The sequence below is a fragment of the Streptomyces sp. NPDC058576 genome, from assembly GCF_042718715.1.
Taxonomy (GTDB): domain Bacteria; phylum Actinomycetota; class Actinomycetes; order Streptomycetales; family Streptomycetaceae; genus Streptomyces.
Genome location: NZ_JBHXPF010000109.1, coordinates 1 through 11,925, shown reverse-complemented (window position 1 = coordinate 11,925; position 11,925 = coordinate 1). Strand labels below are relative to the sequence as shown.

Here is an 11,925-nt window from a genome sequence, read left to right as displayed (position 1 = left end):
GGGCGGGCCGGCGGCCCGCCACCCACAGCCGTTCCGGCCGGCTAGTCGATCGCCGTGATCAGCTCGCCGTTCCCGGTGTCACCGCTCAGCTCCCAGAAGAACGTGCCGCCCAGGCCCTGATCGTTCAGGGCCTCTTCAGGCCTCCGACCTGCCCGTTGCCCCCGTGACGGAAGGCCTCCCATCGGGCATACTCAACGCGCCACAACCGATGACCGCGCCACCCGTGACCCGGGAGGGCAGGATCGGCTGGGCAGTCTGTCTTTCCCGGGTCTCTTCCGGGAGATCACCCGGCGGCGCCTCTCACACCCCGAGCGCGCGACCGTCGCAACGCCCGACAGGGAGGAGAGCGCCGTCATGTCCGACCGTGCCCCGCATCCGGTGGAACGCCGTCTGCCCACCGAGGAGTCCCGGCAGCTCGTCGCGCTCGTCCGCGACATCGTGTCCAAGGAGATCGCTCCCCCGGCGGCCGAGGAGGAGGAAGCGGGCGTCTTCCCCCGCGAGGTCTTCACCCTCCTGTCCGAGGCCGGACTGCTCGGACTCCCGTACGGCTCCGCCCACGGCGGCGGTGACCAGCCCTACGAGGTCTACCTCCAGGTTCTGGAGGAACTGGCCGCCGCCCGGCTCACCGTGGGGCTCGGCGTCAGCGTCCACTCCCTCGCCTGCCACGCACTCGCCGGATACGGCACCGACGAGCAGCGGGCCGCACACCTCCCCGCGATGCTCTCCGGCGGCCTGCTGGGCGCCTACTGCCTCTCCGAGCCCGCCTCCGGCTCCGACGCCGCCTCGCTGCGCACCAAGGCCGTACGCGACGGGGACGAGTGGGTGATCACCGGGACCAAGGCGTGGATCACCCACGGCGGTGTCGCCGACTTCTGCACCGTGCTCGCCCGTACCGGCGTGGAGGGCCCCCGCGGCATCACGGCCTTCCTCGTCCCCGGCGACGCCGAGGGACTGAACGCCGCTCTCCCCGAGAAGAAGATGGGGATGAAGGGCTCGCCCACGGCCCAGCTCCACTTCGACGGCGTGCGGGTCGCCGACGACCGGCGCATCGGCGAGGAGGGCCAGGGCTTCGCCATCGCCCTGTCCGCGCTCGACTCCGGCCGCCTCGGCATCGCCGCCTGCGCGATTGGGGTGGCTCAGGCGGCCCTGGACGAGGCCGTCCGCTATGCCACCGACCGGCGCCAGTTCGGCCGCCCCATCGCGGACTTCCAGGGGCTGCGGTTCATGCTGGCCGACATGGCCACCCAGATCGAGGCCGGCCGGGCGCTGTATCTGGAGGCGGCGCGGCTGCGCGACGCGGGGGAGCCCTTCTCCCGGCAGGCCGCCATGGCGAAGCTGTTCTGCACGGACGCGGCCATGCGGGTGACCACCGACGCCGTCCAGGTGCTCGGCGGATACGGCTACACGCTCGACTTCCCGGTCGAACGGCTGATGCGCGAGGCGAAGGTGCTCCAGATCGTCGAGGGCACCAATCAGATCCAGCGCATGGTCATCGCCCGCCACCTCGCAGGTCCCGAGACGCGCTGAACCGCAGCGGCCCCTCCGGCCAGGCGGGCAGCGCCGCGGCCTGGATCCACTCCGGGTCGCGACGGCCCGGCAGGGTCCGGCCCGCGCTCTCCCACTGTCTGAGCAGTGCGCTGAAGATCGGTGGGTCCGCGGGGGCGCCCATGGGCGAGGTCCCCGTGGAGCGGGGCAGCGGCTGCGTGGGTGTTCCCGGCTGCGGAACCGATTCTTCGAGGGCGGGTGCGGCGAGCCGACGGCGACCCGAACCGACTGGTGTGTGCAGCATGGTCATACGGGGCCAACGCGGCAGGCCGGGCCCGGGTCACTGTCACGCCGATTCGAGCGCTCGTTCGCGGGGGCCCGCGCCCGGCGCCGGGGCGACCGGGGGCTGGGAGAGCCGCAGGCACCACGGCGGCCGGCCGTCGTGGTGCTGGGCAGGGCGTACGGCGGATCGCTCAGGCGGCCTCGTGCCGCATCCGCGGCACGCGCAGCGGACGGGAGCCGGGTCCTCCGGCGTGCGAGAAGGGCTGCATCCGCCAGTCGAGACCCTGGGGGAGCGTCAGCAGCAGCCCGGTCTCCTGCTCCTGGAGCTCCAGCGTCTCGTCCGCGGGCCGGGCGTCGCTCGCGCCGCGGCCGGTTCCGGCGCAGACGGTGAGGACGAAGGGGTTCCACGGCGAGGGGCACCGGGCGTGCTCCGGCAGGACGTCCTCGTCGGCCAGCAGCGCGATGGGCTGGGCGCAGTCGGGGCAGATCACCCGGACCATCTCGAACATGTCGTACGCGTCAAAGCCGTCGTCGTCCGGATCGACAGGCTCCGGTTCGGTACGTTCGGTGAGCTTCAGGCTCTGCATGGAAATTCCCCCCTCGGGTGGGCCGACAAGGCGCCACGGCCTCGGCCACAGCAAGCACTTCCCGTCGCGCATGGCCGGTAACCGCGAGGCGGCCCGCTACCGACCCGCAATCCTGTGGCGTTCGTCACATGCCGCCCGCAGGTGCCGTTCCGTGACCTCCGCGACTGTGCCGAGCGGTGTCCGGGGCCATAGGTTGATCCGCATGGAGGAGCTGGACCGTCAGATCGTGGAGTTGCTCGTCAAGGACGGGCGGATGAGCTACACCGACCTGGGCAAGGCCACGGGCCTGTCCACCTCGGCGGTTCATCAGCGCGTCCGCAGGCTGGAGCAGCGGGGGGTGATCCGCGGCTATGCCGCGGTCGTCGACCCCGAGGCCGTCGGGCTGCCCCTCACCGCGTTCATCTCGGTGAAGCCGTTCGACCCGAGCGCACCCGACGACATCGCCGAACGGCTCGCCGGGGTGCCCGAGCTGGAGGCCTGCCACAGCGTCGCCGGGGACGAGAACTACATCCTCAAGGTGCGCGTGGCGACCCCGCTGGAGCTGGAACACCTGCTCACCCGGATCCGCACGCTCGCCGGCGTCTCCACCCGGACCACCGTCGTCCTGTCCACCCCGTACGAGGCCCGGCCCCCGCGAGTCTGAGAGGCCTCAGGGGGGTCGCGGGACCGGCGGGTCCCGGCAGGCGCGAGACTGGTCCCATGAGCCAGAGCACCGCCCCCCAGAGCGCCCCCGACCACCGCACCGTGCTGTTGCGCGGCGGAGATGTCCACAGCCCCGCCGACCCGTTCGCCACCGCGATGGTCGTCGAACGCGGGCATGTCGCCTGGGTGGGTTCCGAGGGGGCCGCCGACGCCTTCGCGAGCGGTGTGGACGAGGTGGTCGACCTCGAAGGCGCCCTGGTCACCCCGGCGTTCACCGACGCCCATGTGCACACCACCGCCACCGGCCTGGCCCTGACCGGGCTCGACCTCTCGAACGCCCGCACGCTGCCCGAGGCGCTCGGCCTCGTCCGCGCGTTCGGACACGGTCGCGCCGCCGGGGACGTCCTGCTCGGACACGGCTGGGACGCCGCCCGCTGGCCCGAGCGGCGGCACCCCTCGCGCGCCGAACTCGACGAGGCGGCCGGCGGTCGGGCCCTGTACCTGCCGCGCATCGACGTGCACTCCGCCGTCGCCACGACGGCCCTGCTGGACCTCGTCCCCGGGGTCACCGCGATGACGGGGTATCACCCGGACGGGCCGCTGACCGGCGACGCCCACCACGCGGTACGGGCCGCCGCCCACAACGCGCTGCCGGCCGCCCAGCGGGCCGCCGCCCAGCGCGCCGCCCTCGACCACGCCGCCTCCCTCGGTATCGGCAGCGTCCACGAGTGCGGCGGGCCCGAGATCTCCGACGAGGAGGACTTCACCGCCCTCCTCGCGCTGGCCGCCGAGCGGCCGGGGCCGCGCGTCTTCGGCCTCTGGGCCGAGGAGATCGCGGACGAGAAGGCCGCCCGTCGCATCCGCGAACTCGGCGCGATCGGCGCGGCCGGCGACCTCTTCGTCGACGGCTCCCTCGGCTCGCACACCGCCTGCCTCCACGAGCCCTACGCGGACGCCCCGCACACCGGCGCCGCCCACCTGGACGCCGCCCGGATCGCCGCCCATGTCACCGCCTGCACCGAGGCGGGCCTCCAGGCGGGCTTCCACGCCATCGGCGACGGAGCGGTCAGCGCCGTGGTGGACGGGGTCAGGGCCGCCGCCGAAAAGCTCGGCCTCGACCGGATCCGGGCCGCCCGCCACCGCGTCGAACACGCCGAGATGCTCACCCCCGAGACGATCGCCGCCTTCGCGGAACTGGGCCTCACCGCCTCCGTCCAGCCCGCTTTCGACGCCGCCTGGGGCGGCCCGGAGGGGATGTACGCGGAGCGCCTCGGCACCGAGCGCGCCGCTACTCTCAACCCCTACGCGGCGCTGCTGCGCGCCGGAGTGCCGCTCGCCTTCGGCTCCGACAGCCCCGTCACGCCGCTCGACCCCTGGGGCACCGTGCGGGCCGCCGCCCACCACCGCACCCCGGAGCACCGCGTCTCGGTCCGCGCCGGGTTCACCGCCCACACCCGGGGCGGCTGGCGGGCCATCGGCCGCGACGACGCGGGCCTCCTGGTGCCCGGCGCCCCGGCCGACTACGCCGTCTGGCGCACCGCGGAACTCCTGGTCCAGGCCCCCGACGACCGGGTCGCCCGCTGGTCCACCGACCCCCGGTCCGGCACGCCCGGCCTGCCGGATCTCACCCCCGGGGCCGACCTTCCCGTCTGCCTGCGGACCGTGGTCCTCGGACAAACGGTCTACGTGCGACCGAACGAGTGACGTCGGGACATTTCGTACCGCCGATCGATGGCCCGATCCCCGGTCCACGACCTGCGCCCCTTCGGCACTGACCAGGCCATTTCAGAAAAATTCGCAGGTCGCACGGCTGTTGACAGAAAGCGCCCACGGGCCGGTAGGTTCGGCCGGGTCCACCACAGGACGTCCGACCGGTTAAACCTCCACGCAGTCGTCGAACGCCGCTGGGTCATGGGGTGGTGTGCCGCACCGGCGCACCACCGCTGACAGCCAGGTTCAGCGCCCGCGCCTCGGGGGCGAGGGAAGGGTTCAGCCGGACGGAGGGTGGGACCCGGGTGGGGCCCGGACGTTCAGTAGACAACGGCTTTCGGTCGACCCGCAGCCAGCGGGTCCCAGGTCGGCCCGAAGGGCGCCGGGCCCCGATCCGCAGTTCCACCGTGGGGGCGAGTCCCGTCGGCCCGTGCGCTGGATATGGTGTCCCTCTGTGTACGGACTCTAAGGGGCAGTAGTGAACGACGGCGGTCAGAGGCAGTTCGGCCCGCTCGGCAAGGTTCTGGTGATCATTCCGACCTACAACGAGGTCGAGAACATCAAGCCGATCGTGGACCGGGTGCGCACCGCCGTCCCGGACGCCGACATCCTGGTGGCCGACGACAACAGCCCCGACGGCACCGGCAAGGCTGCCGACGAGATCGCGGCGGCCGACGACCAGGTCCACGTCCTGCACCGCAAGGGCAAGGAAGGGCTCGGCGCCGCCTACCTCGCCGGCTTCGCCTGGGGCTCCGAGCACGGCTACGGCGTGCTCGTCGAGATGGACGCCGACGGCTCCCACCAGCCCGAGGAGCTGCCCCGGCTGCTCACCGCGCTCAAGGGCGCCGACCTGGTCCTCGGATCCCGCTGGGTGCCGGGCGGACGCGTGGTCAACTGGCCCAGGAGCCGTGAGGTGATCTCGCGCGGCGGCAGCCTCTACTCCCGGCTCGCCCTCGGCCTCTCCGTCCGGGACGTCACCGGCGGCTACCGCGCCTTCCGCACCGAGACGCTGAACGGCCTCGGACTGGGCGAGGTCGCCTCGCAGGGTTACTGCTTCCAGGTGGATCTCGCCCGCCGCGCGGTCGAGGCGGGCTATCACGTGGTCGAGGTCCCCATCACCTTCGTCGACCGGGAGATCGGCGACTCGAAGATGAGCCGGGACATCCTCGTCGAGGCGCTGTGGCGGGTCACCGGCTGGGGCATCACCTCCCGCGCGAACAAGGTCCTGGGCCGCAAGACCCTCTGACGCTCCCGGGCCGGCGATCCGGGGCGGTCGGGGCCGGTCCATGATCACCCCCTTACGCCGCTTGCACGCCGTTGCGGGCACACTGGGGGCATGACGACCGGCACTCCGCCCCCGACCCGTCCCCGGCGCTCGCGCGCCCGTAGATTCCTGCCGCTGGCCCTGGCCGCCTGGCTGGTGCTGGAGATCTGGCTTCTGACCCTGGTCGCCTCGGCCGCGGGCGGCCTCACCGTCCTGCTGATCCTGGTGGCCGGAGCCGTGCTCGGCGCCGTGGTCATCAAGAGCGCCGGCCGGCGCGCCTTCAAGAACCTCACCGAGACGCTCCAGCAGATGCCGGGACAGCCCGGCGCGCCCGCCACGCCACCGGCCGCCCCCACGGGCGGCAAGGGCTCCCGGGGCAACGGGCTGCTGATGCTGGGCGGACTGCTGCTCCTGATCCCCGGCCTGATCTCGGACGCGGCCGGGCTGATCCTGCTGGTACCGCCGGTGCGCAGCATGATCAGCCGGTACGCGGAGCGCTCGCTGGAGAGCCGGATGCGGGCCGCGACGCCGGGCAGCCTCTCGGACGCTTTCCAGCAGGCCAGGATGCACCGGCCGGACGGAAAGGTGGTCCAGGGCGAGGTCATCCGCGAGGACGGCTCGCAGGCGCCCGGCGGACCCGACGACGACCCCCAGGGCCCCCGCCCGCCCCTCACGCCGTGACGTGACGGGCGCACGCCGAAGAGCCGCGGGCCGTGACACACGTTCTGTGTCACGGCCCGCGGCTCTTGGTGCTGCTGTGCGGTGTTACGCGGTCAGGCAGACTTCCTGCTGTCCCGCGGGTGCACGGCGATGTTCATGGCTCCGGAGCGCAGAACCGCCAGCCTCTCGGCCAGCACCTCCTCCAGCTCCTCGCGGGTGCGCCGCTCCATGAGCATGTCCCAGTGCGTGCGCGCCGGCTTGCCCTTCTTCTCCTCGGGGCCATCCCCGTCCACCAGGAGTGCCTGGGCGCCGCACGCCTTGCACTCCCACTCCGGCGGAATCTCTGCCTCTACCGAGAACGGCATCTCGAATCGATGTCCGTTCTGGCATGCGTACTCCACCGCCTGGCGCGGGGCCAGATCGATGCCGCGGTCCGTCTCGTAGCTGGTAACCACAAGTCGCGTGCCGCGGAGAGCTCGCTCACTCATGAATCGTGCCTCCCGGGCTTGTCGCCCACAGGACAAAATGTCGCTGTCGTCGTCATCCGGTCAACGTCCGGTCGGCGGTAAAGATTCCCGTTGCGGGTCATACGTCGCCCGTCGTGCCGCTGCTTTATCTGGGTTGAGTACCCGCCCATGCCCGGTTTGTCACCTCTGGTGGATGTTGTCACCCAACGGTTGAGCCGTTTCCACTGGCAGTAACGGTCCTCCGGGCAGGCCAAAGACGTATACTACCGGCCTTTGACTTCAACGTCTAAATCCGTTCCGGCACGGGATTGCCCGCGGCCTCCACCGCACGCCTCACCGGGACCCGCGCGAGCAGCACCGCGCCGAGGGCGAAGAACGCGACCAGCGAGATGATCGCGTCCCGATAGCTGCCGGTCAGCTGGTACGCCAGACCGAACACCAGAGGCCCCAGCCAGCTCAGTCCGCGGTCGCTCATCTCGTACACGGAGAAGTACTCCGCCTCCTTGCCGCGCGGCACCAGATGCGAGAACAGCGACCGGGACAGGGCCTGGCTCCCGCCCAGCACCAGTCCGATCGCCGCCGCCAGAACGAAGAAGAACACCGGCGCGTCGGCGGGCAGTAGATAGGCGGAGAGCAGGATCAGGGTCCAGATGACCAGGGACCCCAGAATCGTGCGCTTCGCGCCGTACGTCCGGGCGAGCCGTCCCATGCCGAGCGCCCCCGCCACCGCCAGGATCTGCACCAGCAGCACCGCGACGATCAGCGTCGTCTGATCCAGGCCCAGCTCCTCGGAGCCGTACAGCGAGGCCTGCGAGATCACCGTCTGGATCCCGTCGTTGTAGACGAGATAGGCCAGCAGGAAGGAGAGCGTCAAGGGGTGGCGCCGCATGTCGCGCAGGGTGGCCCGCAGCTGCTTCCAGCCGGAGCCGACCGCTCCCTCGCCGTCCGGCCTCACCCGGCGGTCGCGCAGCCGGCGCAGCGGGACGAGGGTGAACGCGCCCCACCACACACCGGCCGACGCGAGACAGATCCGCACCGCGTCGGACTCCGCGAGCCCGAAGGACTCGTGGCCGGTGTACAGAATCAGGTTGAGGACCAGGACGATGGCGCCCGAGGTGTAGCCGAAGGCCCAGCCACGCGAGGAGACCGCGTCGCGCTCCTCCGGCTCGGAGATCTGCGGCAGGTAGGCGTTGTACAGGACCATCGACACGGAGATCGACGCGTTCGCCACGATCAGCAGGAACGCGCCCAGCAGATAGCGGTGGCCGTCCAGGAAGAACATTCCCGCCGTCGCCGCCGCCCCGGTGTAGGCGGCCGCCGCCAGCAGCGGCTTCTTGCGCCCCGTACGGTCCGCCGCCGCGCCCACGATCGGCATCAGGATCACGGCCACCACGATGGAGGCCGAGACGGAGTACGCGAAGAGCGAGCCCGCGCGCACGGGTATGCCCAGCGGGTGCACGAACCCGTCGGGGTCCGCCGCCGCCTTCGCGATCGACGTCAGATACGGACCGAGGAAGACGGTCAGCACGCTGGTGGAGTAGACGGAGCACGCGAAGTCGTAGAAGTACCAGCCGTGCTGCTCCCGCTTGCGGGCGGCCGCCGCCTCGTCGCCCGGCGGCTGTCCGGACGGATCGGCCGTTCCAGTGGTCCCGGTGCTCACGCCGCGTCCCCTCGCTCGTCCCCTGTGGACGCGGACGGATCGGGCGTCAGGACCATGCCCCCCGCTCGCTCAGCACCGTACGCAGCGTCTCGATGTGATCGGTCATGATGCCATCCACACCGAGGTCCAGGAGCGCCGCCATCCTCTCCGGCTCGTTCACCGTCCAGACGTGCACCTGGAGCCCGAGCGCGTGCGCCGTGCGGACGAAGCGGGCGTCCACCACGGGGATACCGCCCTGCCGCTCCGGCACCTGGGCGCAGACCGCGCCCGCGCGCAGCGGGGCCGGGATGCCGTACGACCGCAGACGCAGGCCCAGGACGCCGCGCACCCCGTACGAGGTGGCGAGCCGGGGCCCCGCCAGGCGATGCGCGCGAGCCACCCGGGCCTCCGAGAACGAGCCGACGCAGATCCGGTCCCAGGCGTCGGTGCGGCGGATCAGGGCGAGCAGCGGCTCCAGCGCCGACTCGGCCTTCAGGTCCACGTTCCAGCGGGCCTCGGGAAACTCCTCCAGCAGCTCCTCGAAGAGCGGGAGCGGTTCGCCGGCCCCGACCCGGGCCCGGCTCACCTCGCTCCAGGGCAGCTCGGCGATCCGGCCCCGGGCGTCGGTCACCCGGTCCAGCGTCGCGTCGTGGAAGGCGACCAGCCGGCCGTCCGCCGTGGTGTGCACGTCGGTCTCGAAGTAGCGGTAGCCCGCCTCCGCCGCCCGGCGGAAGGCGGTCATGGTGTTCTCCACGCCGCCCGCCGCCCCGCCGCGATGGGCGAAGGGGATCGGCGTCGGGTGGTCCAGATAGGGGTGGCTCGGCTTCACTGCGGCAGTATGGCCTGCCCGGACGTCGGAGCGGCAACGGGCCCGGAACCGGCGGCCGGCGCGGGGGTGGACGGCTCGTCCGGGGCGACGGTGACCTGCGCGGCGGCGGGCGCGGGGAGCGCGAACATCCGCAGGAAGAGCTGGGCCAGCGGGCCGATGGCCAGCGCGTACAGCACGGTGCCCGCCCCCAGCGAGCCGCCCAGGACGAAGCCGGTCACCACGACCGCCACCTCGATCGCCGTGCGGACCAGCCGGATCGAGCGGCCGGTGAGGTGGTTCAGCCCGGTCATCAGCCCGTCCCGCGGCCCCGGCCCGAACCGGGCCGCGATGTACAGCCCGGTCGCCATGCCGTTGAGGACGATGCCGAGCACCATCACCGGGATGCGGACGCCGAGTGCGTCCGGATCGCCGACCACGGCGAGCGTTCCGTCCATGGCCAGCCCCACGACGAAGACGTTCGAGACCGTGCCGAGCCCCGGCCGCTGGCGCAGCGGGATCCACAGCAGCAGCACCACCGCGCCGACGATGATCGACACGACGCCGATCGAGATCCCGGTCCGCTCCGCGAGGCCCTGGTGCAGCACACCCCACGGCTCCAGGCCCAGACCCGCGCGCACCAGGAGTGCGGAGCTCGCCCCGTACAGCGCCAGACCGGCGTACAGCTGGACCAGCCGCCGGGTGAGGTGAGTGGTGCTCCGGTCGGTGGTCCTGGCCACGTTGCGCCCCCTGAGGTAGTGGTGGTGGACTGCTTCATGTCACTCTGTGGCAGGGGATCGGCCACCAACTATGGCCAATTCGAGGAAGGTGGACTGATTTCGATGGCGCAGTGGACATCGACGGTCGGAGCGGCCCAGCTCGCCCGGCAGCTCCGGTCACAGCAGGCCCGGCCCACCGGACCCGGCGGCCGCAAGCCGCCCGCGTACCGCGCGCTCGCCGACGGCGTACGGCTGCTCGTCCTGGAGGGCCGGGTCCCGGTCGCCGCCCGGCTCCCCGCCGAACGCGAACTGGCCCTCGCCCTGTCGGTGAGCCGGACGACCGTCGCCGCCGCCTACGAGGCACTGCGCGCCGAAGGGTTCCTGGAGTCCCGGCGCGGCGCGGGCAGCTGGACCGCCGTCCCGGCCGGCAACCCGCTGCCCGCCCGCGGCCTCGAACCGCTGCCGCCGGAATCGCTCGGCTCGATGATCGACCTGGGCTGCGCGGCCCTGCCCGCGCCCGAGCCCTGGCTGACCCGCGCTGTCCAGGGGGCGCTGGAGGAGCTGCCGCCGTACGCCCACACGCACGGCGACTACCCGGCCGGACTGCCCGCCCTGCGCCAGATGATCGCCGACCGCTACACCGCGCTCGGCGTCCCGACCATGCCCGAACAGATCATGGTCACCACCGGTGCGATGGGCGCCATCGACGCGATCTGTCACCTCTTCGCGGGCCGCGGCGAACGGATCGCCGTCGAGTCCCCTTCGTACGCCAACATCCTCCAGCTGATGCGTGAGACGGGTGCCCGGCTCGTCCCGGTCGCGATGGAGGAAGGGCTCGGCGGCTGGGACATGAACCGCTGGCGCCAGGTGCTGCGGGACGCCGCGCCCCGGCTCGCCTATGTGGTGGCCGACTTCCACAACCCCACCGGCGCGCTCGCCGACGAACAGCGTCGCCGCGAACTGGTGGAGGCGGCCCGGTCCGCCGGAACGGTCCTGGTCGTCGACGAGACCATGAACGAACTCCGCCTGGACGCCGACATCGACATGCCGCGCCGGGTCTGCGCCTTCGACCCGGCCGGCAGCACGGTCCTGACTGTCGGCTCGGCCAGCAAGGCCTTCTGGGCCGGCATGCGGATCGGCTGGGTGCGCGCGGCTCCGGACGTCATCCGCAGCCTGGTCGCCGCCCGCGCCTACGCCGACATGGGCACCCCCGTGCTGGAACAGCTCGCCATCAACTGGCTCATGGGCACGGGCGGCTGGGAACAGGCCGTCGAGGTCCGGCGGAGCCAGGCGCGGGAGAACCGGGACGCCCTGGTCGCGGCGGTGCGCCGGGAGCTGCCGGACTGGGAGTTCGCCGTGCCGCGCGGCGGACTGACCCTGTGGGTACGCACCGGCGGCATCTCCGGATCCCGGCTGGCGGTGGCGGGCGAACGCGTCGGAGTCCGCGTGCCGTCGGGCCCCCGCTTCGGGGTCGACGGGGCCTTCGAGGGATACGTGAGACTGCCGTTCACGGTGAGCGGTCCGGTCGCCGACGAGGCGGCCGTACGCCTGGCCGCCGCGGTGGACCTGGTGCGCTCCGGGGCGGGTGCGGGAGCCGACACCCCGCGCTCCTTCGTGGCCTGAGGGCTGACTGACAGCGGCGGGCGGGGAGCGGACCATCAGGCC

General features: G+C 72.5%; 11 protein-coding genes. 6 read left to right on the top strand and 5 right to left on the bottom strand.

What is annotated here, in order from left to right; translation table 11 throughout:
• Positions 1 to 354: 354 nt before the first annotated feature.
• Positions 355 to 1,527: an acyl-CoA dehydrogenase family protein gene (locus ACFWRV_RS35975; RefSeq protein ID WP_384340338.1), complete on the top strand. Its 1,173-nt coding sequence runs from the start codon at positions 355 to 357 to the stop codon at positions 1,525 to 1,527.
• 431 nt (positions 1,528 to 1,958) lie between these two features.
• On the opposite strand, the gene ACFWRV_RS35970 is transcribed toward ACFWRV_RS35975, so the two are convergent.
• Positions 1,959 to 2,354, bottom strand: coding sequence for a hypothetical protein (locus tag ACFWRV_RS35970; protein WP_384340336.1), 396 nt, complete (start codon positions 2,352 to 2,354; stop codon positions 1,959 to 1,961).
• 202 nt (positions 2,355 to 2,556) lie between these two features.
• Between ACFWRV_RS35970 and ACFWRV_RS35965 the strand changes: the two genes are divergently transcribed.
• From ACFWRV_RS35965 to fxsA, 4 genes are all read left to right on the top strand, one after another.
• Positions 2,557 to 2,997, top strand: coding sequence for an Lrp/AsnC family transcriptional regulator (locus tag ACFWRV_RS35965; protein ID WP_015607305.1), 441 nt, complete (start codon positions 2,557 to 2,559; stop codon positions 2,995 to 2,997).
• A gap of 56 nt (positions 2,998 to 3,053) precedes the next feature.
• Positions 3,054 to 4,700 (top strand): amidohydrolase, encoded by a 1,647-nt coding sequence (locus ACFWRV_RS35960; protein ID WP_384340334.1) that lies wholly within the window; start codon positions 3,054 to 3,056, stop codon positions 4,698 to 4,700.
• A gap of 484 nt (positions 4,701 to 5,184) precedes the next feature.
• Complete coding sequence (locus ACFWRV_RS35955; protein ID WP_384340332.1) at positions 5,185 to 5,952, top strand: polyprenol monophosphomannose synthase; 768 nt, start codon at positions 5,185 to 5,187, stop codon at positions 5,950 to 5,952.
• Positions 5,953 to 6,042: 90 nt separating this feature from the next.
• Entirely contained in the window at positions 6,043 to 6,651 is a 609-nt protein-coding gene (gene fxsA / locus ACFWRV_RS35950) for an FxsA family membrane protein (RefSeq protein ID WP_384340330.1), read from the top strand.
• 92 nt (positions 6,652 to 6,743) lie between these two features.
• Here fxsA and ACFWRV_RS35945 read toward each other — a convergent pair whose 3' ends face one another.
• The 4 genes from ACFWRV_RS35945 to ACFWRV_RS35930 all read right to left on the bottom strand — a co-directional run bounded on the left by ACFWRV_RS35945 (position 6,744) and on the right by ACFWRV_RS35930 (position 10,281).
• Complete coding sequence (locus ACFWRV_RS35945) at positions 6,744 to 7,118, bottom strand: RNA polymerase-binding protein RbpA (RefSeq protein ID WP_003959706.1); 375 nt, start codon at positions 7,116 to 7,118, stop codon at positions 6,744 to 6,746.
• 265 nt (positions 7,119 to 7,383) lie between these two features.
• Entirely contained in the window at positions 7,384 to 8,757 is a 1,374-nt protein-coding gene (locus tag ACFWRV_RS35940; protein WP_384340328.1) for an MFS transporter, read from the bottom strand.
• 46 nt (positions 8,758 to 8,803) lie between these two features.
• The gene (locus tag ACFWRV_RS35935; RefSeq protein ID WP_384340327.1) at positions 8,804 to 9,565 is read right to left on the bottom strand and encodes a glycerophosphodiester phosphodiesterase; all 762 of its coding nucleotides are present in this window, start codon (positions 9,563 to 9,565) and stop codon (positions 8,804 to 8,806) included.
• The gene (locus tag ACFWRV_RS35930) at positions 9,562 to 10,281 is read right to left on the bottom strand and encodes a YitT family protein (protein ID WP_384340325.1); all 720 of its coding nucleotides are present in this window, start codon (positions 10,279 to 10,281) and stop codon (positions 9,562 to 9,564) included. Before ACFWRV_RS35930 ends, ACFWRV_RS35935 begins: the two co-directional genes overlap by 4 nt.
• 102 nt (positions 10,282 to 10,383) lie before the next feature.
• Here ACFWRV_RS35930 and ACFWRV_RS35925 point away from each other — a divergent pair, with 102 nt between their 5' ends.
• The gene (locus tag ACFWRV_RS35925; RefSeq protein WP_384340323.1) at positions 10,384 to 11,883 is read left to right on the top strand and encodes a PLP-dependent aminotransferase family protein; all 1,500 of its coding nucleotides are present in this window, start codon (positions 10,384 to 10,386) and stop codon (positions 11,881 to 11,883) included.
• Positions 11,884 to 11,925 lie beyond the last annotated feature (42 nt).